The sequence below is a fragment of the Kitasatospora sp. NPDC088779 genome, assembly GCF_040685395.1.
Taxonomy (GTDB): Bacteria; Actinomycetota; Actinomycetes; order Streptomycetales; family Streptomycetaceae; genus Kitasatospora.
Genome location: NZ_JBFBHW010000009.1, coordinates 45,984 through 71,805 on the forward strand (window position 1 = coordinate 45,984; position 25,822 = coordinate 71,805).

A 25,822-nucleotide genomic window follows, 5' to 3' on the forward strand; every position below is an offset into this window, starting at 1 on the left:
GCTCGCGCTCGCCCTGCTCACCCGGCATGAAGGACTCACGAGCTGGGATGACAGATACGAACTGATGTGCGATGATGATCGAGGTTTCATAAACGCCCCCTCAGATGAGGTATGGTTTATGAAACCTACGGTTGTCTGGAGGGGTCCTTGCAGAACCTCAGTGCTGAGTGGTGCGTGGAGCGTCTCGCCCAGCTCGGTTTCACGATCGACCTGTTCCACGAGGCGTTCGATGCAGCTGGCGATGAGGCCCGCCGGTGCACCGACTTCGACGCGCCGGCGATGCGAGGCACCACTTTCTGGAGCCGCGCCAATCGCTTCATCGGTGAGAGGAAGGCGGAGGAGGGGTGGGAGTACACAACGCGGGACAGCATCCTGCGCACGATCCACCCGTCCCGGAGCCACGCGATTACCGCGATGAGCGCGTCCGGCGGGGTTGGAGATCTGGAGGCGACCGTCCGCTCCAAGAACCCGAAGGGGCCGAAGATGGCCCGCATCGTGGAGCGCAACGGGCAGTTCGCGCTCATGAGCCGCGACGAGATCCTGTACGGCCGCGAGCTGGACGACATTCCCACCTGGTGCTTGCTCTACAAGCGGGAGAAGGGCAGGCTCCTGGCCGAGCTGTCTCTGCCGATCAAGATGAACGGCAAGCTCGTCGACGAGTGGCTGGAGCGGATCCCGCTGGATCTGCCCGACCTGGGCGACCCGGGGGTGGACGTCGCCCTGCTTGACGGGCCTGGAGACGACAGTGGCCCCGAGGTCATGGTGGAACTGCTGGGGGGTTAACAGGCATTACCTGGGTACAACATGGGAGTTGAGGAAAGTGTTCACCCCTGAACGGCTGGTTCTCGCGCGCAAGCGCCGGCGGATGACGCTGGCGGCCCTGGCACGGGAGTCGGGAGTCTCGGCGCAGAGCATTACCGCGTTTGAGAACCACCGCAAACTGCCGTCGGAGGAGTCGCTCTCCTCGCTCGCCCAGGCCCTGCGGTACCCGTTGTCCTTCTTCGAGGCGTCGGCGCCCGGCGAGATGCTGCCCGACATGGTGAGCTTCCGGGCGCCGTCGAAGATGAGCGCGTTGGAGCGCGACAGCGCGCTCAGCTCGGGGACGGTGGCGGCCACGCTGAACACGTGGCTGGAGGAGCGTTTCAAGCTGCCGAAGCCCAACGTCCCCACCTACCCGCACCTGGGACCGGAACAGGCCGCAGAGCAACTCAGGGCGTACTGGGGGCTGGGCGAGGACCCAGTACCGAATCTGGTGCACCTGCTGGAGGCCAACGGTGTCCGGGTGTTCTCGCTGGCGCCGGACTGCCTGGACGCGGACGCCTTCTCCACCATCAAGTCAGGCACACCGTTTGTCTTCCTGAACACCCGTAAGACCGGTGAACGAGGCCGCTTCGACGCCGCCCACGAGCTCGGTCACCTCGTCCTGCATTGCGAGCACCGCATCCCCCATGGGCGTGACTCCGAGGGCGAGGCGAACGACTTCGCCTCTGCCTTTCTCATGCCCAAGGCGGGGATCACCGCGCAGCGGCTCAACAACGCCTCGGTGGAGCGGATCCTGAGCGCCAAGCGCCGCTGGGGTGTGTCCGCGATGGCTCTGACCTACCGCCTGCGCAAGCTCGACCTACTGTCCGAGTGGCGCTACAACCAGGCGATGAAGCAACTGGCAAGCATGGGATACCGCACCGCCGAACCCGGATCCTCCATGGTCCGTGAGAGCAGTCAGCTGCTGGCCAAGGTCTTCGAGGCGCTACGCAAGCCGCCGACCAGCATGTCGCCGACCGACGTAGCCGCGCAGATGAACATCTTCCATGAGGAACTAAACGACTACGTCTTTGGCTTGGTACCCGTCACTGTCAACGGAGGCGGTGAGTGTTCCGCTCCGGTCCGGCCAGCACTCAGGCTGATCAAGGGATAGCCGCCCGCAGTGCTGGCGACACCGTCTCGTCCCGCCCCTGGTGAGCTGGTCAGGGAGCCCACCGGTGCAACTCAGGGGACAGCTGACCTCCCATCAGGGAAGCCTTCGTCTGCGGTTTCCGGGGCAGGAAGCCGCGTCCAGGCGAGAGACGTCTGCCTGGCGACTTTACCCAGTAGGCTTTGTGCACCTTCGGCGCACCGCTGCGTGTCTGCGAATGTTGCCGTAGCACGGGAACACGGTTCGGGGCCGTCCGCGCCCTGGAGAGCGGGGCGGTGCGTGCAGGTCAGACGAGTCCAGTTGCAGAACTTCCGCGGCGTCAAGCAAGGCACTGTCCTCCTGGACGGCCACTGCCTGCTGGCTGGGTCCAACAGTGCGGGCAAGTCGACTATCTGCGAAGCGCTGGACTTGGTCCTTGGGCCCGAGCGGATGGCCAGGCGCCCGGTGATCGACGAGTACGACTTTTACGGTGCGCAGTACCAGGAGCGTGAGGGAGAGCTGCCCGAGGTCCGGGTAGAGGTCGTTCTCACCGACCTGTCGGAGGTTGCCCAGCGGCGGTTCGGCAGTCACCTGCGTCTTTGGTCGCGTCAGACCAACGACTTTCTCGACCTCGACACGAACGGGCTCAACGAGGCCGGTACAGGCGAGTGGTGCCTGCCAGTCATCTTCTGCGGTCGCTACGACCCGCAGGAGGACGATTTCGCCGGGGGGACCTTCTTTGCCCACCCTGAGAACCTGGCGGACGAGCCAGCCGGTGACGAGGCGGCAGCACCCGGAGCCAACCTGAAGCCGTTTACCCGTACCGATAAGAGGCACTGCGGCTTCCTGTACCTGCGGCCCAACCGGACCGGCAACCGGGCACTCACTTTCCAGCGCGGCTCGCTGCTAGACACCATCGTCCGCCTGGAGGCTGAGCTGGCCGGCCCCTTGTGGGAAAGCACTCTGCGCAACCTGGATCAGGTCACCATCGCCGCTGCGGACTCCGGGTTCGACAAGATCCGGACCGAGATCCACGAACGGATCAACCGGTTCGTAGCCCTGGGCGACAATCCCGACCCGGTGGACTTCCGCGCCTCGGAGATCACGAGGGAGCACCTGCGCGAGGTCCTCCGTCTGTTCATTGCGACACAGCCCAGCACTCACTCGGTGCCGTTCAACCGGCTCAGCACAGGATCCTTGAACCTCCTCGTGTTCGCTCTGCTCACTTACATCGCCGAGCTCAAGGGCGACAAGTCGGTGATCTTCGCGATCGAGGAGCCGGAGATCGCCCTCCCCCCTCACGCCCAGCGGCGCCTGGTGGACTTCGTCCTGAAGCACATGGGCCAGGTCATCGTCACCTCCCACTCGCCTTACGTCATCGAGAAGTTCGAAGCCTCCCGGACCGTGGTGATCACCCGCGATCGACAGGGCGCGCTGGCCAGCAGGGGCATCACACTCCCGCCGGACTTCAAGCCGAGCAAGTACCGCGTCTACCGCCGGCAGTTCGCCGAAGCAGTCCTGGCCCGCGCTGTGCTGGTGGTCGAAGGCGCCACAGAGGCGGCACTGTTCCCAGCCGTGTCGGACGTTCTGGAGGCTGACCCGGCGGTGTCCGACTACGTTCACATCGACCTTGCCGGCGTGACCGTATTCGACGCCCAAAACGATGTCAGCGTGCCGTTGTTCGCCCCGGTGTTCAAGGCGTTGAACAAGCCGGTCTACGGCTTCCACGACCAGCCGACCGCGCCTTTCAAGCCAGCACTCGTCGCCAAGACCGCCGACTTCACGCACTACACAGAACTCGCGTACAGGAGCGTCGAGAAGCTCTTGGTCGCAGAAGTATCCGTGGATATTCAGCGGAGCTTTCTCTCGGCTGTCGCCCAGCGTGACGACTACCCCAGCGGGTGTGCACGCCCAGCGGCTGGAGCCAGCGACGAGGAGGTACGCTGCCTGACCTTAGAAGTGCTGGTGGCCCGCAAGGCAGATGGGTACGGCGCCTTGCTCATCGCCGAGTGTAAGAGCCGCAGCGACGTGCCGGCAGTTCTGGCCGATTTCCTGCTCGCCATCGACAGCGACCTGCGCTCCGCTGACCGCACCGAAAGCGCGGGCGACGAGGATGAATCGCCGGCGGGCGTGCTCGATGAGGATTGACGAGGTCAGGCAGGAGATCCTCGACTGTGCTGGCCATCTTGTCATCGTCGGTGGGCCCGGCTGTGGTAAGACCTCGATCGCGCTACTCAAGGCTCGTAAGGTCCTCGATACCCTCGAGGCCGAGCAGCGCGTGCTGTTCCTGAGCTTCTCGAGGGCCGCGGTGCGCCAGATCACCGACCGTATGGCCGACGTGTTCGATCGCATCGGACGAGAGAGGCTGGAGGTCAAGACCTTCCATGCTTCGTTCCTCGAGATTGTCCGAAGCCACGGACGGCTGTTGACCGGCCAGCCCTCCAGGTTCATCGCCCCCGACCGCGAGCGGCTGCTGAAAGCAGACTTCGATGGGGACTGGAAGGTCGAACGGCGCAGGCTCGCCGCTGAAGAGGGCAGGTACGTCTTCGACCTGCTCGCAGGCGTGACGGCGGATCTGCTGGAGCGCAGCGCGTTCGTGCGGGCCCTATACAGCAGCATCTACCCGCTGATCATCGTCGATGAGTTCCAGGACACCAACACCGACCAGTGGCGCGTGGTGAAGGCTCTGAGCGCCACCTCCACCGTGATCTGTCTCGCCGACCCCGACCAGCGAATCTTCGGCCACCTGGACGGGGTCGAGGAGGGCCGACTCGACGAGGCGGTCGAGTGCCTCCAGCCGACACTCTTCGACCTGTCGAAGGACAACTATCGGAGCCCAGCAGGAGGGTTGCTCGACTTCGCCAACGCTGTCCTGCGCAACGTGCCGCATCGCAAGGCTGAAGGCATCTTCACATCGACCTACACCCCGGGCTGGGGTGTCCCCGGGCCTGTGGTCGTCCACCAGGGCGTCATCGCCATGCGCAAACACTTGGCCGAGCAGCTGGGCCGGACACCTACTATCGCCGTCCTCGCCAGCGTGAACTCCATCCTCTGGCCCGTCTCCGAGGCTTTGTCGACAGAGCGACGGGCAGAGGGGCGGACGATCCCCGCCGTCGACCACGCACTCCAATGGGATCCCGAGTTGTCCGCTGCCGCGGGCTACGCGGTCGCCTCCATCATGGAGTGGCCGGGCCTGACGCGAACCTCGGCTATCGCGAACACAGTACGGAGCGTCGCCGACTTCTATCGCGAGAAGCTCGCCAACGGCACCGTCGGCGCCCGCAACAAGATCAAGACGTTGGAGAACGGCCTGACAGCCTTGGTCGAAGGTAGGCCCATCAGGTCGAAGAGCGTGAAGGCGCTCGCTGCGGCCTACGACACCGGCCTCTCGTTCATCGGGCAACCTGTGACGGATTGGACGACCGCTCGTGCCCGGCTAACCGGGGCCGCGGAACTCAACGAAGTCCTCAAGCATGCCCGGCTTCTACGTCTACTGAACGCCACCGACGCCCTCGCCTGGGCTCTGACCGACTCGTGGGACGGAACAGTCTCCTACAACGGTGCCGTCGGAGCAGTACGCGCCGTCCTCAGTGCAGAAGCCCTGACCGCCTCAGCGCAACCCGTAGAGCCCGTGTCCCTGATGAGCATGCACCGCTCGAAGGGCAAGGAGTTCGACGGAGTCGTCATCTACGAAGGCCCTTACGCAGGCCGTCTTCTCGACCCGGATTGGGAAGCGGAGCGGGTCCTGGCGCAACGACGACTCCTGCGCGTCGCCATCACCAGAGCGCGCTCAGTTGTCCTCTTCGTGCGGCCTCAAGGCGGCCAGGCCCTGTGCGGCACCCGTACACCATAACCAAGTCTGCGCCAAGACTGTGGCCCGCCATCCTCGCCACAGCAGCCCAACTGGCCATTCAGTCGATTCACACGCGAACATGCCATGGACCATGTACGCTCAGTAATTCATGACAAGGGCGAGGTGGGGGTCATGTACTTCAGCGAGCGGTTTAATATCGATTACTCGAGTGAGTTCGACTGGTTCAATCCGATCCTTGAGCGGGACACGCTCCTCTTCGTTGATCCGTTCCTAATGTTTTGTGATGAGATTGGCGAATGGCGACAGGCTCACGATGAAATCGTGGGATATTTCCAGAGCGCCTTCATCATTCTAGCCAAGAGTCAATTGAAGCCCAGTCATCAGTATTATCGTCGAACGCTATCGCTTATGGAGTTCCCCGAACCGCGAGAGTTCCGACTTGGATTTGCGAGCAAGACTGCAGATGGGGCGGGGTCGGGGCCCGAACTGGCGAAGCGGGTCGTTGCGGCGATGGCTGAGGCGGTGAGGCGAGGACTTGAGGACATTCGCCACTTTGAGGAGCTGGGCGTCCTCGTAAAGGGGATCAACCGCGACCGAATCTCCGACATCACCTGCAACTTGCTGAAGCCTCGTCTGATCAAGTACACGCAAGATATCTGCCACTCTCTCGGCGTTCCGATGAGTATGGTGAAAATCAAGCACAGCCGCTACGACGAGATGCGCCAGCGTTGGATGACAGCAGAGCATCTGGTACCCGTCGATCCAGAAAACGGGAAGCCGATCCTCCTCGTCCCGAAGCGCTTCTTGCGCGAGCTCCCAACGCTCTCCTCGGACAGCTGGGGAGACTTCCTTGACACCTCGTTGAGGGATGACCTCAACATGCGCATCTCAGAGAAGGTGAACAAGGACGATATTATTGCCGTAGCGCGCAAGGATCCTGCGGCTCTGCGGAGTTGGATTCGCCAGATGGAGGAACAGGGATCCAGTCCTTACGACGTCGACAATGACCCTCAGCTCTATTTTAAGTGGCAGGAAGTCGCCAAGAGGGTGGCAGCCGAGGAGCCGATCTCCGGGCCGCCTGGGATCGAATCTTCAACTGATCTCCTGGATTTTGCCCACAAAGCCGTCGACAACTTCCGGCACTGGGTCGAGCATAAGGGTGGATGGCGAGTCTTCTGGAAGGATGAAGAGCCTCCCAAGGCAATCCCCGAGCCCAACATGCAGCTACTCTTCCTCGGTGTCCTGGACAACTACTGCAAGCAAGCAGGTGTGATCTTGGATCGAGAGGTCGAGACCGGCAGAGGTCCGGTTGATTTCACGTTCACCTCAGCGGGGAATATCCGCATCCTCTTGGAGATGAAGAAGCTCACTCACGGCCAGTTCTGGAACGGACTCCGAACCCAAACCCCGATCTACATGGAAAGTCAGCAGATCTCTCATGCGATTTTCCTGGCCGTCAAGGACTCCGAGACACGCCCCATGCAGGAACGCTGGCGCAAGCTCGACGAAGAGGCTGAGGTTGTCAGCGCCGAGAACGCGTGCATCATCGAGATCGAAAGGGTTGATATCCTGCCAAAGGACTCTGCCAGCAAGGCTTGACCTCTGATCAACGGCGTGCCGCTGGGCAACCGGGCCGGCCACGCAAGCGGCCCAAATCCCTTCTCAGCGACAAGGGTTACGACAGTCGTCGGGTCCGCCGGCAACTGAGCAGGCGTCTGATCCCGCCCGTTATCTCCAGGCGGGGCCAGCCCGACATCTGCGGCCTCGGCAAGCTCCACTACGTCATCGAGCAGACCTTCGCCTTGCTCCCCCAGTCCAAGCGCCTCGCCACCCGCTAAGAACGGCACCTGGACCTCCACGAGTCCTCGGCTCCCTCGCGTGTGCCCTCATCTGCTGGAGGAAGCCCAACAAGCCGACGCCGTGATCGTGCTATGAGCTCTACGTGGAGGCGATTCGATAGCGGGGAGACTTCTTTCCTAGCCGCCACTCCATGACTGTTCGGTCACCCTTGGCAAGGTTGCAGTCCTGGCAGGCCGGCGCCAGATTTCCGATCCCGTCATCTCCGCCTCGGGCGATCGGAATCACATGCTCCTGGTGGAGGGGGCCGGACTTCTCACCGCAGTAGGCGCAGGCCTTCCCAAACCGGTCCCACAAGCGCACGAGGTCGCGTTCGGTCACTCGGTACCGCTTGGCGTTGGCCAACATGGCTCGGCGTTGGTGATTGCTGCGGCGCTTCGCGGAACGTACCTTTTCCGGATTTGCCTCAAAGTAAGAACGCCGAGAGCAATAAGGCGAACAGAAAAAGCGATGTGCGGTAGACGGGGGCATCAACTCACCACAATAAGCGCATGGTCGCGACCGGAGAGCCGTTCCAACCTTACGGTTGTACTGCGCCTTCAGATAGCAAGTCTGGCCACAGAACCTGGCAGTTGCTGATCGGTGGTGCATACTCCCGCCGCACCACTCGCAGGAGTGATCCCTGGACTTCGGCGTATAGTTAGCGTGATACCAGCAGCTGCGGCTGCAATATTTGCGGAGGCCATGCTCCTCAACTTCAATGGGTTGCCTGCAGATCGCACATTGTCGTTGTCGTTTTGCCGTTCTTCGCGCAGCTTTTCGCCGTCCCATCTGGGCCAAGTTGTTCGTGACTACCTGGCATTCGGGTGAACAATAGAGCGCGAGAGACCCTCTTTCGATCGGGACGGGCAGGGCGCAACCTTGGCAGGAAAGCGGCTCTGACCGCACCTTCGGTCTTTTAAGATCTCGGCACGGTTGGCACTCTCGCGGCTTGCGCCCCTGCTGTGTGCCAGGATGCTCGAAGCTGTTGGTGCAGCTCTTACACTGCAGGGTCAATGAGGTCGGCCTTGCTGCAGCGCGTCTCTGGCGCCGCCTCTCTAGCCGCTCCTCGTGCGACATAGCCGGCCGACGGGGATCGTGGCCCTGGGCCTTGTAACGGCACTGCTGGCAGCAGTACTTTGCGTAGGATTTAAGGTGGTCAATCCCAGTTCCGCACTCCTCGCACCTTCTGACACCTCGCTGTTGCCGCAGTTCCTTCATGCGGGCCGCGTGAAGGCTGCTGGACCGGCGGGCAGCTACAGCGGCCCGGTGCTCCTCAGAACAGTAGCGGGGAGGTGCACCAGGACGACTCGGGCGCTCAAACAGGACGTCACATTCCTGGCATGTGAGCATGGCCGGTCGTCGCGCTTCAAGCACGCAGGCATCTGAGCAATACTTGGCGAGCCCATGCCGATGGCTGATGTCCGCGCTGCACACAGCACATCTCCTCATGGCTTCAACCTCATCTGTCCCGGCACCGCAGCAGTTACTGAGGTGCAAGGTAAGATGCGGCACTGACAATGGCAGTCGGTTCTGGTCACCAACAAACACTGAAGTCCGATCGGGCTTCGATACGTGTCAGATCGCACTCCAGTCCGATGAGGGCTCGACGCGTACCGCAGAGCTCAGACTGAACTCCTGGTCATCCGGCCACCCTTGACTGGGGAAATGTCCCATCGTGTGGTCTAGCCGGTCACGTGGCGGTCGTGGTGGGGAGCGTGGAGGACATGCTTGGGGTGCTGGCGCGAAGTGATCAATCGTTTTTAAGCCAGACAGCTACCGCCCTCGATGCCTCCCCAGCCTGGACCCCCGCACGCGCACCAACGAACCGCACCAGGGGGCTCGATAGCGTCGATTCATGTCACGAACCGAACCCAGCCGTGCCGACCGGGAGCTGATGCAGCAGGCGGCTGCCGACGGCCACCCGATCAGCGCCACTCAGCTCGAACGTTGGCGAAACCGCGGACTCATGCCCCGCTCGCAGCAGCTCCGGCGAGCCCGCAGTGGATCTGAGCGGGTCTATCCCGCTGGCACGGAGGCCCTTGTCCGTTCTCTAGCCCGCCATTCAGCGTGGGGCCGCTCCCACCACACCGTGGCTCTGCTGGCCTACTTCGACAATGCAGCCGTCCCGGAAGTGGCACTCAGAACCGCGCTGGCCTACGCCTACTTCCTGCCGCGCACCAAGCGTGAGACGGCAGTTGCGGACCGGATCGACAAGGAGGCCGCCAGGATGCCGATCGGGGATGACGCTGCTGAGGCGCTCGACTTCGACCATGCCGAGGCCGAGGCTCATCTGGAACTGGGGCAAGGTGGGCGGGCGATTCGCCAGATGCGGGCCAATCTCCGGCGTCTTCCCGACCTCCAGAACGCCTCGCGCGAGGACGTTGAGGCGCGCCTACACGGGGTGTGCACCGCACTCAACCGGCTGAGGCTCGACGAGGAAGACCTCGACATGATGGAAGACCTGGCGGCGGCGCTGAACTTCGAGGTCTTCGACTCGCCCGACGGCTGGGTGAAGGCTGATGCGCTCGCTGTTTGGGACTGGGCGGCGGTCTCGCACGCCTCTCAGATTGCCGAGCAGGTCGAGACCTCCGCCGAGGAGCGGTTGAACCTCTTGTTCAGCACGGGAAGGGGCGACCTGGACAACCTGCGCGACGAGGTACGCGAGCACTTCGACCAGCTCTGGGCCCGCGCTACCTGGTGGCGGCAGTCGGTCTCCCCGCTCCACGAACCGTCGATGGTGCGCGGCGCTGCCGCGATGCTGGTGGAGTGGATGAGTGCCCGCCAAGTACATCCGCCTGGCTCTGTCCTCGCCGAACGCTACTTCACCGAGAGCCTGGCCCCGCTCATGTTCGCCTGCCACTTGGCGGACCTCCGGCGGGCCGCGCGACGAGGTGCGCCAGAATCGGAACTCGACATCCTCAGGGCCCGGCTTCTGGGCGGTCCGGGACGCCCGTCGTAGCAGCGAGGCGCGGTGCACCGCAGGGTCATCCTTCATAGGGAGCCTGGAGTACGGCGCGGGCCTTTTACGGCTTGGGCGGCGCGGCCTCCTGGTGCTCAGTCTGTGTATGCCGGGGACAGCGAACACGCTGTCCCCGGCAACACCGGAGGCTCCTCTGTTCCCAGAAGGTCATCCCTGGTGGGGGTCAGGCTCCGTACCGCGCCTGAAGTGCGAGCGCCGCGGTCGGGCCCACAACCATGCAGACGGTGGCGAACAGCGCTCGGCCCTTGCGGGGCCTCTGCTTGAGGACGACCGTCAGGCCGCCCACCTTGAGAGTCAGATAGGGCTGTTGGCGTCGGGCTGGCGGTTTGGTGGTGCTCATACGGTCACTCCGTCCACAGCCGTGGTACCAGTCGGCGCGGCGGAGGCGACGTTGGTGCGGTGCCAGGCGAAGTACTGCTCGCTCTCACCATGGTGAGCAGTGCAGGTCCTGCCCTTGAGTACCTTGGCAACCGACGCCAGGTCCTCGGACGCCTCGGCCTTCGGTGACATCTCGACCGAGCCATCGAAGGTGACGTAGATGAAGCCGTCCTCGAACAGGGCATCGCAGCCGAGCACGCATGCGCCCATGAGGTTCCACAGGTCGGAGCGCTCCTGCAGGTTGCACTGCGAGCGCTTCTTCACGTGTGCGGCACGCACCAAGATGGCCGGCAACATCCGACCGCACAGGTCACACCTGACGATCGGCTTGCCGCGGAACTTGGCGCGCCGCAGCCCGGCCTGCTCGCGGCGGGCGAGTGCCAGGGTGGGACGGTCGAGGTTCTCGGGCAGGTCCAGGTAGCGCTCCTGCGGGTCGACATCGTCAGGCGTGCTGCTGGGCGGCGTCTGTGATCCGTCTTCACCCGCGCTCTGCTCCTGGACCGAGTCGACCAGGCGGTCCAGGACCGCAGGGTCGTGGACCGGGACGGGAGCACCCTGCTTGTTGGCGGACAGCCGGAAAGCCTCCATGGCTTCCTCGCCGAGCTGGTGGCCGGCGACGGCCTTCTCGACGCCAAGGATCTCCAGATCGATGCGAACGTCGTAGGTGTCGTCCGGCCACACCGTGTTCTCGGCGTGGTACCTGTTCGACGTTGCCCTGGCCACAACCAGCTCCTGCAGGACCGCATCGGTCCAACCGCCGGCCGGTACACGGGCGTTCGGCCCGCGATGGCCGAGCAGCAGGTAGTCACCGGGCTTGAGAGAAGCCAGTACCTGCGGGGTGTCGGCCCTGCCAGCGGTGTCGGGCTTCCAGCCCCACACGGACTTCGCCAGGCCGATCTGAAAATTCCGCCGCGATCCGGCGGGAACGTATACGACAACGACAGACACGTCGACTTCCTCCACGGCTCGACTCCCCACGCGCGCGGGGGAGTTCGGTGGTTCGGTTGAATGGCGCCGCGTGTCCCGCACATCTGCGGGAGATGACAGCGCCTTGATCATGTCTACCAGACCCCACCGACACTCTGGAAGCCACTGCGATGGGACCGCGAGCACGGCCACGGGGAGGCAGTCGTCCTGGCTGGCGAGTCCTCCCACTTGCACCGGCAGGCAGACCGGCCGCTTGCCGGTCAGTAGCGTCCCTACGCTCTGGGCATGGAGGCCGCGAGGTATGCCTGAGTCTCCATGTCGGTGGAGTAGAAGCGTGTGGCGCGAGCCCCACGCGTGGCGAGGACCCGGTAGGTGTTCAAGGCATACGGCAGGTACTGGTCTGATGTCAGGCCCTTGAGAGGTGTGTCGTGGCTTGCCTCCGGCCGGGCCAGCCAGCGGCCGTTGCGCCGGACGAGGTCGTCGCCCACGATGACGGCTCCGAATCCGTACTCCAGGCCCTGCGCGGTGTAGATGCACCCGACCTGCTCGTGACCTCCCGGGTCGGTGGCCCAGTAGGGGCGGGCGGGAACGTTGGGGAATGCGGGAAGCGGTTCATCGGAGCGCAGGTTCCACGGACGGGCCCAGGACTGGTCGCGCCCATCCGCATCCACCCACTTGAGGGCGACCTCCGGGATCAGTGGTGGGACTGATGGTCGCTCCCATGGCCAGCAGAAGCCTGCGGTGATTCGGGCACTGTGGCCGGCCGCGGTGTGGTCGTCAACCCATGCCGCCAGCTCGTCGGGGTCACTGCTCAAGGCGAGGTCGTAGTTCTCGCCCGTCCACGGCGCTGCCTGCCCCATAGGGGAGAACATCTGGTCGACCCATTGGAAGTATGCCTGTGAGCCGTTGCATCGGAACTGCGTCACCAGGTCGACGTGCTCGAACGCCGCTCCCGTTTCCTGTGCGTGGCGGCGCAGCTCGTTGAGGGTGATGCCTTCGCTCGGTCGCACGATCTGGCGTTCGTCGAGGAAGAGCACTAGGACGCCCACCCGATCGAGCACTCTGCTCAGTGTGAGGGGAAAGGCTGTCCTGCGGTTGTTTGGGTAAGTCCGGGCCCGATGGGCCTCGTCTAGAAGAATGACGCTGCGCTTGTCCAGCCCGGTAGGAGTGCTGTCGAGAAAGGTCGTCACCAGCCCGCGCGAGGACTCCCCGAGCAGCCGTTGCAACTGCTTGGTAAGCGTGCCAGAGGGCGTCAGCAGGCGGGGATTCCGCCCGGGCTGCCCGCACAGCTCGCCCATGAGGCGCCCCGCGATGGCTGTCTTACCCGTGCCCGGCCCGCCCGTGACGACGACCATGCCACCAGGGCCAGTCCCTCCAACTGCGGCCACGGCCCTCAGAATCGCCTGGCGAGCCTGATCTTGTTCCCCGATGAGAGGGAACAAGTTGTTGCCACTGATGTTCTCGGCCAGCCGGTTCAGAACTTCCTGCGACGGCCTGTGCTCCGCAGCGAGAAAGGCGGCGACCGTCTCCTCGCGGGCAGCGGTCAGGCCGCCACAACCAGTGCGCGCCGCCAGCTCCTCGGGAACGACACCGGCGGCGAGATCACCACGACCGAGCAACGGAAACTCGGCGCTCGGCGCGTCCGCGGGAACCATCCCCCGGAGGCCGCCGATCAGTTCCGCTGGCGCGTTGTGCAGGAGCACTGTCCCCCTGACCCGTAGCGCAGCGCCTCCGGCGACCCAATCCCGCAGGTAGTAGACGTAGCCCCCGACCTGTCGCGCGGGATGAGCCACCTCCCGCCCTCCGACCTCGAGCTTCCCCGGCGTCGCCGCAGGGCGCGCGTACGTCCATTGCTTCAACTCGACTGCAACTACGGTCAAAACGCCGTCCGCGTCTTGACCGACAATCACCGCATCAACACGCTCGCCCGTCGCCGGCAGCGAGTACTCGAGCAGCACGTCCAGCTCGCCCAAACCGGCGCGCACCAACACATCGAGGAGCGCCGGCCAGCTCTGACGCCAGCTCCTCACCTCCTCTTCCGCAGGAGCCAAGCCGAACAGCTTGCCAAATCGTCGAGCGCACGCCTCAACGAAATCAGGCTGCACGACCAGCCGCGCTACATCCTCGACAGTCCCCCGATACACATACATAGACCGATCAGTACCACCCCAGACAGACACCTCACACACCAGGCTGCCCTCAAGGTGCACCCCGCCGCTGGAACGCTGCGCTCTGGCAGGTCAGGGCAGTCAACCAACGCAGCTCAGCAGAGAGCTACGGTCCGCGCCAATCCAAGCCACGCTGCGACTGCGCCGAGGGCTACCGCTGCGGCTGTTCTCCGCCGAGACCCAGGTCGCTACCACCGACCGGCGCCGCTACTTCCGCCTCGCCCGCCACTGGCCCTGGACCGACGTGATCACCACCGCGTTCGAGCGTCTACAGGCACTGCCGAACCCCGGCCGCCCGGCGGCACCGCCCCTCCGACGATTAGCCCAACCACTCGGAGCCGTGGAACCCGGCGCCCACCCAACGCGACAGTCGGGCCACCGACCTGCCCGTACACCCAAATGCCAAATTCGGGCAGTACAAGAAGGGCCCGTCAATCAACCGACGGACCCTCATGCAAAATAGAGGCTAGCCAATTTGGCGTGCGGGTGGATTAGAAATATACGAGTTCAAGTGCGGTGAATCTTGAAATCTAGAAGGCAACGTCTCATATTTGCCAAGCATAGTGTTGCAGCTAGTACACAGGAGCCCTCGAATACACTCCCCGCAGCTACCACCATTCATCCGACAGCATCCATGAAAGTGATCAATTGCTAGGCGCTTACCATCCGCACTGGAACCCCGCCCACAGATAGCACATCCGTCGCTCTGCAATTCGAGAATATCCGCATATCGCTGCGGCGTGATATTGAATCTCCGCTTCAAGCTGTAAGCCCAATTGCAGTGGGCACAATCCCGCTTGAGGCCGTCAGCGGATTTTTCATGCTTGTAGTATTCAGAGTTCGGCTTAACCAATTCGCAAGTAATGCACCTCTTCTTTGAGCCGTCGGAGCGATAGTCCTTGTATTTTCTGATCGGCCGCAGATATCCGATACGATTAGTCCCCCTCAACTGCCCATAATGCGCAACGCACCACTCCCGGGACCGCCGGGGGCTCAGGCACTCCCAATCTCCATAGCCCTCGCCGGCGAGCTCATGAGAGCTCCGCGCTGAACATATAGAATTCGGATAGGACTGCGGCCTAGCGGCGACGAGTGGCTTGCCAGCATTAGCTTGTTGATAATGCGCACCGCATAGCATTTTAGCGTAGTACTTAACGTCGCGATCACACTCCCACCCCTCCCCTCCTGCGACACACTTAAGAAAACTCAACCGCCGAGCTTCAGGCATTCCCACCCCGAAATATTGGATTCATTCGAGCACGCAAACTACTTATACCTCGGTCGGCCCCCTATGCAAGCCGAGCGCCTCTGGCGCCGCCGCTCTAGCCGCTCCTCGTGCGATACAGCTGACCGACCGAAGTTACGCCCCTGGGCTTTGTAACGGCACTGTTGGCTACAGTACCGAGGTGCAAGGTAAGGCACAGCGCTGACACTGGCGCTCGGCCCTGCCCCCCGGTGGGCCCTGAGACCCGATCGGACTTCGATACGCGCCAGATCGCGCTCCGGTCCGATGGAGCCGGTCTGAGCTTGCTCAGCTTTGACGGACACCTTTGGTGTGGTTGCCAGGCGGCGAGGGCGGTCTCGTGCTCAGTGGGGCTGCGGTGGCTGAGGCTGCTGTGTAGCCTGCGCATTTTGTACCGGGCTTCACGTTCGATGAACTCTACGACCGAGCATGCTTCATCGTGGCGGATCAATAGGACTCAGTCGCCCACCTTGCGGCCAGGAACGGGATCACACGTCAGTAACACTCCGTAGGGCCACACAACGAGCAAGCGGCGCGACCTCTCACCACCACATAGCACTTTCCGATGCCTCTCATCCGTTGAGGCCGCCGCGTGTGCACTGGTTGTGAAATGATCTTCCATGTGACCCGTATTTCCCCAGGTCAGAGGCATGTTCGATCAGAACTACGACCTGTAGAAGGTGCTCTGACCTGCGGAAACACGCCAATTCATAATCGCGTTTCCGTAGGTCAGCCATGCGCTGACCTACGGAAACGCCTGATGGCTGGCACTCGTTCACCCCTCGGCCGATCCCTCCGCAGGGGCGAGCGGGAGGACGTACTCCTTCGCCAGTTGCGCGAGGTGTAGCGGGAGGGGGTACGCCAGGGGCGGGTAGTCGTCGTGGTAGCGGAGTTGGTGGGTCAGGGTGGCCCAGTCGACGGGATGGTCTGCCGAGCGTTCAGAGGAACAGCAGCCGAGAACCGTAACCTCAAGAAGCCTGGGGTTCCAGGCCGTCTTCCCGGGCGCGGTCCGGCTTCCCGGAGTCGGGGCGAGCTTCATCAGCCCCTTCGGCCTTGCCGCGGTGGGTGGGGTGCTGGTCGTACTGGCGAAGATGCGGTTGTGGGGACCGTCCGACAGGGCCCAGACGCCTTCGGAGAAGCCGATCTTGGCCAGCTCGTCATGGGCGTACCACTCGGGTACTTCGCCCCGGCCGTTCTCGTCCCGGACCAGGACCATCCGCAGGTCGTTGCCGTAGGCCGTGAGTCGCTGATCCGGACCGGTGCCGAAGGCGAGCATGTCGCGGGTCAGCGCGCCGTTGCGCAGCCTCGGCCAGCACTGCCGGAGGTTTCCCGAGTTGACCAGCAACAAGGTCGGCCGGTCACGGAGTTGGAAGAGCACGGTGCGAATCTCGCGCTCCAGGTCCGTGGGGACCGTGCCGCCGGCCTCTACGAGAGACAGCAGCATGCTGGGGTAGGGCACCCACTCGGCCCGTCCCGTGTCCCAACCCTCGACCGTCCCCGGGTCTCCGTCGGAACGGACCCGCACCGCAACCAGGCGGCGGGCTGGGCTCCGGGTGGGCCCGTCCTTTGTGCAGCGCACCAGCCAGAGCGCGGCGTACTGCAGGTCCCCTGGGATACCGTCACCCGCCCGGTGGGCCGGCGGGCTGATCGCACCGAGCTGCCGGAAGGCGTCCAGCCAAGCCCAGTTGGCCCGGTGTTCCAGGGCCGCCGTCCCGGGATCGGGCAGGTTGATGAACTGGGTGAGCCTCCCCTGTCGCCCGCAGGCGAGGCGCAGCGCATGTTTGGGGTCGGAACCGGGCACCGAGGCGAAGTGCTCCTTCCCGGCGATCTCTGCGATCACCAGACTGACGCCGTCACGCGTCCGGTCATCCGCTTCCGCCACCAGGGCGCAGCGCTCAGTGATGGCCTCGGCCAGGCGAACGGCCGGGCGGCGCTTGCGGTCGGTGGAAAGCCGCAGGGCGCTCGCCAGCTCTCCGGCCGGCCTGGTCCGGACCACGATCCGGACGCCGTCGGCCGTCCAGCTGGTCGCGCCGCCCCCGTCGGTCCGGCTCCCCGGCACAAGACCGATGACCTTCGGAAGTGCCGCAAGGAGGGCGTCCCGGGTCTGCGGTGACTGCCAGAGGATCTCCACGTCCAGCGGTCGGCCGTCGAGAGCACGGCCCAACGCGGTACGGCGTGCCAGAGCCTGCTGTGCTTCCCTGCTGCCCGGCTCGCCCTTCTTTGCGGAGCGGGGCAGCAGGGAAGGGGTGTTCCGCCGGGTGACCCGGCTCAGGTCCGCTACTCGGCGCAGGACGGGGCTCAGCCCCTGCTCGATCCACGCGTCCAGTCCAGCCCGCTCCCGTGGCATCAGGCCGGCCCCTACCTCGTGCAGCCCGAGCACCGGGTGGTAGACGATTCCGGCAGCAACGTCCTGGCGTCCGTTGAGCCACTTCTCGGGGGAGGTGAACAGCTCCTCCGGCTCCGGAAACCGGCGGGTGATGTCGAGATCGGACAGGAGCAGGGCGGGGCTGCGCCGCTTCCAGGCGATTTCCTTGGACCTCCAGTCGTACCCCAGGGTGTTGACCATCAGCCGGTAGCCTTGGTCCGGCCCTTCCGGCCACGGCAGTGGGGTATCCAGCAGTACGGTCGCTCCGCCCAGCTTCCACCGGGGGATGTCCAGCCGGGTGGCCCAGCGACGCACCCCGGTGGTCACGTGGACCCGGAACCGCTGGGCGAACGGCACCGTATGGACGGTGACGGTCAGGTGGGCCGAGTAGTACCAGGTCTGCTTCCGGTGTTCGTACCGCAGCGGCGGCCAGGAGACCAGATCGACCCCGCCGATTCCGGAACTGACGACACGGAAGCGGAGGCTGCCGCCACCAGTACGAAAAGGCGTGCCGGCCAAGCGGAAGGCAACCGCCTCGGGGAGCAGGCGGTAGAGCCTGGACAGAGGTTCCGCCGTACCGCCGGGGGACACGACCGTCTCTGTAAGGTCAACCCGTTCGGTCTCCCACTCAGGCAGGGATAGCGCCGTAGCTTCACACCCTGTCTGCAACTCCCGTTCCAGGTCGGCCGATTCGTCATCGCTGCTGGAAAGGGCGGCGGCCCAGGTGCCGATCAGCGGCGCGAGGACCTGCCGCGGAACGGGCTCGCGCGCGTAGAGCCAAGGCAGTCGGCCGTCGGCTCCGGCGTTGCGCCCAGTGGCCAGTACCCCCGGCGCCCAGGCCCGCAGCAGCGAGTGGAGCCGGGCTACGGGGAGGTGCGACTGGCCACCGCCGCGCGAACGTTTCTGACGATCCATCAACTCCTTTTGCAGGCCGCATCCGAGCTGCAGGACGTGCAGGTCTTCCTGCCAGGCTCCGTGTTCAGGGTTCGGCTCGTAAGCCACGGCACGAATGGCGTGATACATGGCAGTGCTCCTCGGTGAAAGGACACGGACTCGACGACTGATGCACCATCAAGCCGCTGGCAGCGGCTGGGCCAGGCAGCGACCGAGCATGCGCCACAGCGGCTGGTAGAGGGCCCGGACGATGAATTCGTGGTCGGCAGGTGTCGCCCCGTCCTGGAAGTACGGATCGAGGACCTCAAGGATGCTGTGCAGCAGGCTGGACTTCGCCGTGTCCGCGGCCGGCGGACACGACGCGCGGTTCGGGGCGAAGGCCGCGTCCACGAAGACCACACGAGCCGGGACACCGCCACGCACGAGCCGACCGATGACCTGCCACATCAACACCAGGATGTCCCAGGTGACCTGCGCTCGGTCCTCGTTGAGCCGGCTCCACGCCATGGACCGCTGCAGCACCCGGTACCAGCATGACCTCGCCTCCCGACGGACCGCTTCGGCGCCTGCCTCCAAACTGTTCCCGCTGCGCACCCACTCCCCGAACCGTCCATCCTCCTGGGCCCGCACGATCCAGTCGTTGACGGCATGCACCGCCAGTGACAGGTCGTCGGGGTGCGGGTTCGGACGGGCGAGGAAGTAGACCGACCCGATGGCCGCCTCGTCCCTGCGGTTGAGGATGTTGTGCCCGCGTTCCACCGAGAGCAGCGGCGCCACCAGGATGTCCGCCTGGAGGTCCCGCAGGCGTTCGACGTCGCCCCGGCGCAGGGTCCGGGCCCGCTGCGCGGACGGGGCCTCGTCCTCCTCCTCGATCTCCTCGTCATCCGAGACGAGGCAGAGCACCTTGTTCCGCCAGCGCTTGTTGAGGTTGTGCAGGGTGTCCGCCACCACGCGTGCCTCTTGGTAGCTGCCCACCAGCAGCAGGATCTGGTCGCGCTCCGGAGGGAGCGACAGCAGTTCCTGCTCCAGCGGCCCGCCGTCCTCGATGTCGTCCGCGCTGGCGCCGAGCCAGGTCGCGATGCGGCGCAGCTTGGCCGGCCGCTCCGCCGGGGCGCTGCCCGACACACGCAACTTCCCCTGGTCGTCGTCGATGAACTCGAAGCGCATCCCGCTCTCGGCGGCGATCCGCTCCATCGCCTCCGGCGGTGGCTCGATCACCACTCCGACCGGAACCTGGATGTGGTAGCGGCTGGACTGCCCCGCCCAACTGCTGCCGGACATGAGCAGCACGTGGGCACCGGGCCGGCCGTCCACTGCGGCCAAGCCGGGCATGACCCGCAGCAGTTCACGGCCGACCCCGCTGCACCGGAAGAAGGTCAGCTCCCCGCTACGGACCCCTTCGCCGTCCTCGCCGTGCACCAGGAACTGAAAGCCGAGCACGTTTCCCATCGGCGCCTCGGGCACCATCGGGGCGTAGTCGTTCGGCCGTCGGTACATCTCGCTGAAGCCCAGACTGAGTGCGGCTTCGACCCGCGGCCACATGGCGTTGATCAGCGCCAGGCGCGGTTCCAGGGCGCTCAACAACAAGGTGAGTTCGAACCGATCGGCCATGCTGTCGCACCATTGCCCGGGGGTCTGCGGCGGCGGGGCCTCCTTTCCGACTCGCTTGCCGCTGCGCTGCCGGCACTGCCGCGCCTCCTGCTTCGCCTGCCAGGCCGCGAACCGTTCCTGGTACTCCGCCTCCTTCTCGGCCATGAAGGCCTCATCGAGCTGGAGCAGGGACTTCACGACGGCCAGTAGGCGGGCCCGGGTCCGCTCCGGGTTCCCGGTGTGCAGCAGTTCGTTGAGCAGCACCGTGAGGTGCGAGAAGTCCACCTCGGTGTGCCGGGCGCGGTCGCCGAACGGGTTGTCGCGGAAGGCCTCCAGTAGGTTCTGGAGCTCCTCCAGCGGGGCACGGTGCGGGTGGTCCTCAGCCGCGTCCTCAGGCAGGGGGAATCGCTCGTCGAGGATGTCCAACTGGAGCGTCCAGGCGCTGAAGTAGCCGCGCCCCACCCATTGGCGCAGTGGATACTGGGCCACCAGCATGGCGTGCAGCCGGTCGGTCGCCGCCACTACGGTGTTGAGCGCGGCGGAGAAGATCGCCACGTCTCGGTCGGACAATTGGGTGCGACCACTCGCGGCGAGTTCGCGGATTTTGTGCCGGCTCAGCCAGTCGATCAGCCCCCGCTCCTTGTCGGCGGCCAGCAGCACCGCGGGGGCGAAAGTCTGGTCAAGTTGCATCTGGATCCGGTCGGCCTCGTCGATGATCACCAGATCGCTGCGCCGGCAAGCGAGTTCGAGGTAGCGGATGCGTTCCCCGTTCTGCGGGTACGGTGGCGCGGAGTCGATCAGGCTGGGCAGCGTGGCGACCCAGATGGCCGCCTCGACCAGGGCCCGCGCACCATGGTGCCGGGGGCAGGCGGACCAGTACGGGCAGGCCAGGTTCTGTTTCTGCCACTCCGAGGCGTGGGCGCGCCCGGTCCGCCGGTGCGGGTCGGACGGTGGGCGTAGCCGGCTGCACGGCGACTCGCCGAAGGCGAGCGGCTCGCCGTTCCCGCCGCGCAGCTTGAGGTTCAGCACGCAGGACGTCCCCAGGTAGGCGAAGGCCGGGTCGTCGTGCGCCAGCAGTCGGTGTTCGCCGCGGCCGGCCAGTCTGCGGTGCAGCCGCTGGGCGTGGCGCTCCCGGCCGGAGGAGCCGAGCACCGGCGCCGCCGCGCCACCGGTGTACCGGTTGTAGAGCTCGACCAGCTTCAGGACCTCGGCCACGTCGGAGACCACGACGGTAGTCCGCCTCCGGCGCCTGGCCAAGTGGACCGCGATAATGTCCCGCAGCGTGCTCTTGCCCGCCCCGACGATGCCGAGCAGGTGCTGGATCCCGTCCACGGTGAACTCCTCGGACCCCCGGAAGACACCGAGCTCCGCCGTGGACATCTCGAACCCTCGCAACCGCCCCGCCCAGCTCAGGTCCTTCGCCTTGTCGAAGCGCCGGTCCACGGCGTCCATCACGGCTGCGGTGCGTGCCAGGTCCTTCAACCGGAAGGTCAGCGGCTCACCCCCGCCGGCCGGGACCAGATCCACGTCGTGGACCACCATGGGCGCCGGGGAGACCTCCGGCAGGTCGACCACCGCCAGCGAGCGGCCGACCGGGAAGGCGTGCGGCCCCGGACCGGCGACCGGAAGCCTCCGACCCGCCAAAGGTGGTGCCACCGACAGCAGCTGGTCGTAGGTCTGCCACCGCTCTGTTCCCACCGAGACCTCCCGGCGGACCGCCGCGGTGTCGGCGTGCGCCACGTCGTAACCGCGTAGCGCCGGGTCCAGCTGCTGGTAGCGCTCCAGAGCCTCCCGCCAGGCCCTGCGCCGGGCCAGGGTCCAGAGTGAATACCTGGCGACTTTGAGGGTTCGATCGGCATCCGGCGGCAGCGGAACCTGATAGGCCTTGGCGAACCCGTACCCGCTGAACAGCACCCAGGCCTGGGCCGCCGGGGCCTCCGGCATCAGCCGGTGCTGGAGGTACAGGCCGAGTTCGACCTGGCAAAGGAACTCCGCCGTCGGTCCGGGCAACTTCGGTCGGGCGTAATGCTGGAGCTCCCGAACCGTCCTATGCAGGATCGGCGTCAGACTGCGCACTTCCTTCTCCTCTCATCTCTGTTTCGCCGACGGCTCGTTCACCACGGAGCCGGGCTCCCAGATCGCCCGGCCCGGTCAGCAGGACCTGTTCCGGGGCGGACAGCGCCTGGGTGAAGGCGTTCCGGTACCGGACGACGCCGGCGAGGTCCTCCGGCACCACCACCAGGACCGGCCCCGTGGCACCGCTGAACCGCTCAGCCAACAGCGCAGGCTGAACCCGGTCATGAATGTGTAGTTGGCGGACCGACAGCCCGGCGCCCTGGAGCCGGTACGCGCTCAGCTCATTCGGCAGGGCCTGGTAGCCGACGGCCGCGCGGTCCAGGTCGGCCAGGACCGCCTGCTCCAACCGGAACGGGAGCGACAGGAAGGCCCGCAACGGCCTGCCCAGCAGCAGGACGCCGTCCGTCGTGCGGATCAGCTCCATCGGGATCCCATGCGGGCAGCTCTCGCCCTCGCACCAGGTATCCGACCCGGACACCGCCCCCTGGTCCGGCACCCGACGTCCCCCCAGCAGGGCCGGCAGCCGGCAAGTACCGCAGCGCAACAGGGTGCCCTCGACGGTCAGAGACTCCGGCACGGGACGGTAGAGGTCCTTGACCCGGGACCAGATCTCCTTGCTCCAGCCGCGCTGGAAGCGGTCTCCATGACGCACCACCGGATTGAGTGCCAGGAACCGCCGGCTCTTGTGAAACCGCTCCATCGAGCCGCACCGGCCAGCCAGTTCGCTCAGCAGCACGTGAGCGGTCTTCTCCGGACCACCCTCCGCGCCCGCGGAGGCCAGCTCCAGGCAGGTGCGGGTGGGCAGCAACCCGTTCCGGTCGACCAGGGCCGCGTCCGGGAAGACCAGCGCGGGTGGGACCTCGAAAGGCCGGTCGCCGGCCAGCGTGCAACGACACCACTCGATCAGCTCCGGCAGGCTCTTCGGAGGCACCAGGCCGAGGCCCATACAGTGCAGCACCATCCGGTCCAGTACTCGCTGCGCAGCGGGCGGGTAGGGCAGCAGGAACGACCTGAGACCGACCTCCTCCCCCAACTCGCATACGACTTCCGCAAGTTCACGGAGCAATGCGACTCCGTCCGACGTCATCGGGCCGCCTGGAAAGCCGGTCCGCTGGAGCACCATCGCGCCGTCTCGCACCGGGCACAGGCCGGTCCGGGACGTGGCGCGTAGTCCTCGTCCCGGAGCCAGCGGTCCACCAGCCCGCGCACGACCTGCTCGGCCGCGGCCCGTACTTCCAGGACGAACGGATCGATGATCTCCAAGTCCGCGCCGCCCGGCCGCAGCACCTCGAACTCGATCCGGGCCCGGTCCGACGTGCCGGCCAGGTCGCCGCGGGCGAGCAGCAACACGGCCAAGGCCAGTTGCGGGTACTGCTCCAACAGCGGGCGGTCGAAGGACCGATCGCGCGCCGCCGTCTTGGTCTCGCGCCACACCCAGGCACCGCCGTCCCGGTAGAGCAGGTCGGGCCTGGCGACCACCACCACGTCAGCGGCGGTGTCGTGGCGCACCACCCGCGGCTCGTTGCGGACATCGGTGGCGTCCCGGACCAGCCGCATCGGACAGACCGCAGCGTGGCCGCGCAGCAGCTTCGCGCCGAGCGCGCGCTCGGGCTCGGGCAGTTCGAAGCCTTCGGGCACCCACTGCTCGGGGACCTTCACCGTGCACGGGCGCGGTGGACCACCGCCGTGGCGCTCGGCGAGGTACGCGTGCAGGGCGCGGCCACGATCGACCGCCGCGGCGTGCTCGACGTCGTCCGCAGCCGGCAGGTGCAGCCGACGCATGTGATCGCGGGCCGGGCAAGCCCTGTAGTTCCGTCCATTGGTGACGGACCACCAACGCTTGGTCCGTCCCGGCTCGTCGATCCCCAGCAGGCCGGGAGCGCGGCGCAGCACCGGACAGGCGGAGACGTACGGGCAGTCGGCGCAGGAGGCGCCCGGGCGGTACTCCTGGCTGGCCAACAACGCGGTCAACGCGGCGCGACCGTGTGCACGGTAGTGCGCGAGCGACTCCTCCCGAGTGCCGTCGAAGAGCGGGCGGACCCGGCCGTCCAGCAGTGCGAACTCAACGATCCGCACGCGCTCCGGCCGTGGCCCGGGGGCACCCTCGGCGAGCACCAGAGCAGCCGCCGCGACGAAGCTTTCCGGCGGACGCTGCCGTCCCAAGCGATTGACAGGCAAACGCAGTTCGCGCACCGTGCCATCACGGGACTGCAAGCACCGGCCCCAGACCGTCAGGTGGTACTCGTCCGCACCCGAGGAACTGGTACCGGTCACCAAGTGGCTGTAGCGCCAAGGAGTTTTCACGTCTGACAGCAGGAGATCCGGGTCCTCCGGAAAGGCGGCGGTGTAGCTCGCCACCGCGTGCGCTGTCCACTGACGCAGGCCATCATGCAGCGGCTTCGCGGACCGCGGCTCCTCGGCGGGCTCGCCCGTGGGCTGGCTGAGGGCGTCACATGCGGCCATGAAGGGGCCGAAGGCGAACTGTTCCAACCGCTCTTGGCGCCGACGGCCGGCCTGCACCGGCTGGTAGCCGCGCGCCTTGAGCGCGTCAGCGGCCGGACAGCGGAAGTCGCCGCCCTTGAACATGCCGACCGACACCCTGATGACGTTGGAAACACGGCGAACCCCGTCCGGGGGTAGCCATGAGTCAGGCATTATGACTCCATATCTGTGGAAACCGGAGCCCTGCTGACATGCTCGGAAATCAGCCGGACTCCGAACAACGACAGGACGGGAAGACGACCATGACGCGACGGATCAAGAAGTTCGGCGCAATCGAAGACCACTACGAACTGATCGAACACATCGGCGGGGGTGCCCAAGGAGATCTCTACCTCGCCCATGGCCTGGGAACCGGGGAACAGGTAGCCATCAAGATCCAGCGGGAGCAAGAGTTCGAATCGGAGCGGAGCTTCGCCGAACTTGCACGTGAACTCACCCGCGAAGGGGTCTTCAGCCACCTGGTCTCCGACGGTCCGGGCGGAACGCTGCAGTTGTTCGGAATGGGCGAATACCAAGGTCGGCGCTGCATCGTCATGGAGTACGTCGACGGCGTCCTGCTGTATGACCTGATGACGGATTTCCGGCCGATCAAGGATGTAGCCACCGTGGCCTCGATCACCGGCCAACTCTGCGAAATCCTGGACGATGTCCACCGCAAGGGATTCGTCCACCGTGATCTGAAGCCCGAGAACGTCATGGTGGAGCACTCCGGGCGGGTGCGGCTGCTCGATCTCGGGCTCAGCGTGCTGGCCCGCCAGGGCACCCGGCACGGCTGCGGCACGATCGGCTACGCGCCCCCCGAGCAACTCACCGCGACCGCCGACGGAGTGACCGCGCGGGCCGACATCTTCGCACTCGGCTGCCTACTCCTGGAGATGACCGTCATGCAGCTCCCCTACGGCGGGACGAGGGCGGGGATCACCGCCACCCCTCCGGTCGTCCTGCCTGCGGATCGACTCGCCCTCGTGCCGACGCCTTTCACCGCGCTCGCCCTCTCGATGGTGGAGTTCACGGCGGAGAAGCGCCCCGCCTCGGTGCGCGAGGTGTTCGAATGCCTCCGCCCGCACCTGCCCACAGTCGACGGGCCCCGACCCGTGAAACCGCTCCGGCCCGACCCGACGGAGTACTACCGGACCCGGCCGCCCAGGTGGTGAG

At 65.7% G+C, this 25,822-nt stretch carries 16 protein-coding genes; 7 read left to right on the forward strand and 9 right to left on the reverse strand.

The features are described 5' to 3' along the window. Nucleotides 1-147: 147 nt before the first annotated feature. From AB0P03_RS10715 to AB0P03_RS10735, 5 genes are all read left to right on the forward strand, one after another. On the forward strand, nucleotides 148-783 hold the full coding sequence (locus AB0P03_RS10715; protein ID WP_363628504.1) for a hypothetical protein: 636 nt from the start codon (nucleotides 148-150) through the stop codon (nucleotides 781-783). A gap of 37 nt (nucleotides 784-820) precedes the next feature. Next, entirely contained in the window at nucleotides 821-1,915 is a 1,095-nt protein-coding gene (locus AB0P03_RS10720) for an XRE family transcriptional regulator (RefSeq protein ID WP_363628631.1), read from the forward strand. Nucleotides 1,916-2,191: 276 nt separating this feature from the next. Further along, complete coding sequence (locus AB0P03_RS10725) at nucleotides 2,192-4,039, forward strand: AAA family ATPase (protein ID WP_363628506.1); 1,848 nt, start codon at nucleotides 2,192-2,194, stop codon at nucleotides 4,037-4,039. Continuing rightward, nucleotides 4,029-5,744: an ATP-dependent helicase gene (locus AB0P03_RS10730; protein ID WP_363628508.1), complete on the forward strand. Its 1,716-nt coding sequence runs from the start codon at nucleotides 4,029-4,031 to the stop codon at nucleotides 5,742-5,744. The genes AB0P03_RS10725 and AB0P03_RS10730 overlap by 11 nt, the downstream gene beginning before the upstream one ends. A gap of 132 nt (nucleotides 5,745-5,876) precedes the next feature. Continuing rightward, complete coding sequence (locus tag AB0P03_RS10735) at nucleotides 5,877-7,304, forward strand: hypothetical protein (RefSeq protein WP_363628509.1); 1,428 nt, start codon at nucleotides 5,877-5,879, stop codon at nucleotides 7,302-7,304. Between the two features lie 339 nt (nucleotides 7,305-7,643). On the opposite strand, the gene AB0P03_RS10740 is transcribed toward AB0P03_RS10735, so the two are convergent. Next, nucleotides 7,644-8,993, reverse strand: coding sequence for an HNH endonuclease (locus AB0P03_RS10740; protein WP_363628633.1), 1,350 nt, complete (start codon nucleotides 8,991-8,993; stop codon nucleotides 7,644-7,646). A 406-nt stretch (nucleotides 8,994-9,399) separates the two neighbouring features. Between AB0P03_RS10740 and AB0P03_RS10745 the strand changes: the two genes are divergently transcribed. Next, entirely contained in the window at nucleotides 9,400-10,503 is a 1,104-nt protein-coding gene (locus AB0P03_RS10745) for a hypothetical protein (protein WP_363628511.1), read from the forward strand. A 184-nt stretch (nucleotides 10,504-10,687) separates the two neighbouring features. On the opposite strand, the gene AB0P03_RS10750 is transcribed toward AB0P03_RS10745, so the two are convergent. The 8 genes from AB0P03_RS10750 to AB0P03_RS10785 all read right to left on the reverse strand — a co-directional run bounded on the left by AB0P03_RS10750 (nucleotide 10,688) and on the right by AB0P03_RS10785 (nucleotide 24,763). After that, nucleotides 10,688-10,864 carry a hypothetical protein gene (locus AB0P03_RS10750; RefSeq protein ID WP_363628513.1) on the reverse strand — a complete coding sequence of 59 codons (177 nt, stop codon included), beginning with the start codon at nucleotides 10,862-10,864 and terminating at the stop codon, nucleotides 10,688-10,690. Then, nucleotides 10,861-11,865, reverse strand: coding sequence for a hypothetical protein (locus AB0P03_RS10755; protein ID WP_363628515.1), 1,005 nt, complete (start codon nucleotides 11,863-11,865; stop codon nucleotides 10,861-10,863). Before AB0P03_RS10755 ends, AB0P03_RS10750 begins: the two co-directional genes overlap by 4 nt. A gap of 236 nt (nucleotides 11,866-12,101) precedes the next feature. Beyond that, a complete protein-coding gene (locus AB0P03_RS10760) occupies nucleotides 12,102-13,979 on the reverse strand; it encodes a DNA/RNA helicase domain-containing protein (protein WP_363628516.1) in 1,878 nt (625 codons plus the stop codon). A 484-nt stretch (nucleotides 13,980-14,463) separates the two neighbouring features. Then, nucleotides 14,464-15,225 carry an endonuclease domain-containing protein gene (locus AB0P03_RS10765; protein ID WP_363628634.1) on the reverse strand — a complete coding sequence of 254 codons (762 nt, stop codon included), beginning with the start codon at nucleotides 15,223-15,225 and terminating at the stop codon, nucleotides 14,464-14,466. Between the two features lie 790 nt (nucleotides 15,226-16,015). Beyond that, nucleotides 16,016-18,628: a DUF3962 domain-containing protein gene (locus AB0P03_RS10770; protein WP_363628518.1), complete on the reverse strand. Its 2,613-nt coding sequence runs from the start codon at nucleotides 18,626-18,628 to the stop codon at nucleotides 16,016-16,018. Nucleotides 18,629-18,676: 48 nt separating this feature from the next. Beyond that, nucleotides 18,677-22,165 carry a hypothetical protein gene (locus AB0P03_RS10775; RefSeq protein ID WP_363580927.1) on the reverse strand — a complete coding sequence of 1,163 codons (3,489 nt, stop codon included), beginning with the start codon at nucleotides 22,163-22,165 and terminating at the stop codon, nucleotides 18,677-18,679. Further along, the gene (locus tag AB0P03_RS10780; protein ID WP_363580925.1) at nucleotides 22,137-23,252 is read right to left on the reverse strand and encodes a hypothetical protein; all 1,116 of its coding nucleotides are present in this window, start codon (nucleotides 23,250-23,252) and stop codon (nucleotides 22,137-22,139) included. Before AB0P03_RS10780 ends, AB0P03_RS10775 begins: the two co-directional genes overlap by 29 nt. After that, entirely contained in the window at nucleotides 23,249-24,763 is a 1,515-nt protein-coding gene (locus tag AB0P03_RS10785; RefSeq protein WP_363580923.1) for a PD-(D/E)XK nuclease family protein, read from the reverse strand. Before AB0P03_RS10785 ends, AB0P03_RS10780 begins: the two co-directional genes overlap by 4 nt. Before the next feature lie 146 nt (nucleotides 24,764-24,909). Here AB0P03_RS10785 and AB0P03_RS10790 point away from each other — a divergent pair, with 146 nt between their 5' ends. Then, a complete protein-coding gene (locus tag AB0P03_RS10790) occupies nucleotides 24,910-25,821 on the forward strand; it encodes a serine/threonine-protein kinase (RefSeq protein WP_363580921.1) in 912 nt (303 codons plus the stop codon). The last annotated feature ends 1 nt before the right edge of the window (nucleotide 25,822 follow it).

What these genes read in the sequence shown, in the direction of transcription:
- AB0P03_RS10780 (WP_363580925.1), bottom strand. Translation starts at nt 23,252, where the DNA reads ATGACGTCGGACGGAGTCGCATTGCTCCGTGAACTTGCGGAAGTCGTA.
- AB0P03_RS10765 (WP_363628634.1), bottom strand. Translation starts at nt 15,225, where the DNA reads ATGCCTGAAGCTCGGCGGTTGAGTTTTCTTAAGTGTGTCGCAGGAGGG.
- AB0P03_RS10745 (WP_363628511.1), top strand. Translation starts at nt 9,400, where the DNA reads ATGTCACGAACCGAACCCAGCCGTGCCGACCGGGAGCTGATGCAGCAG.
- AB0P03_RS10760 (WP_363628516.1), bottom strand. Translation starts at nt 13,979, where the DNA reads ATGTATGTGTATCGGGGGACTGTCGAGGATGTAGCGCGGCTGGTCGTG.
- AB0P03_RS10770 (WP_363628518.1), bottom strand. Translation starts at nt 18,628, where the DNA reads ATGTATCACGCCATTCGTGCCGTGGCTTACGAGCCGAACCCTGAACAC.
- AB0P03_RS10730 (WP_363628508.1), top strand. Translation starts at nt 4,029, where the DNA reads ATGAGGATTGACGAGGTCAGGCAGGAGATCCTCGACTGTGCTGGCCAT.
- AB0P03_RS10735 (WP_363628509.1), top strand. Translation starts at nt 5,877, where the DNA reads ATGTACTTCAGCGAGCGGTTTAATATCGATTACTCGAGTGAGTTCGAC.
- AB0P03_RS10750 (WP_363628513.1), bottom strand. Translation starts at nt 10,864, where the DNA reads ATGAGCACCACCAAACCGCCAGCCCGACGCCAACAGCCCTATCTGACT.
- AB0P03_RS10740 (WP_363628633.1), bottom strand. Translation starts at nt 8,993, where the DNA reads ATGAGGAGATGTGCTGTGTGCAGCGCGGACATCAGCCATCGGCATGGG.
- AB0P03_RS10790 (WP_363580921.1), top strand. Translation starts at nt 24,910, where the DNA reads ATGACGCGACGGATCAAGAAGTTCGGCGCAATCGAAGACCACTACGAA.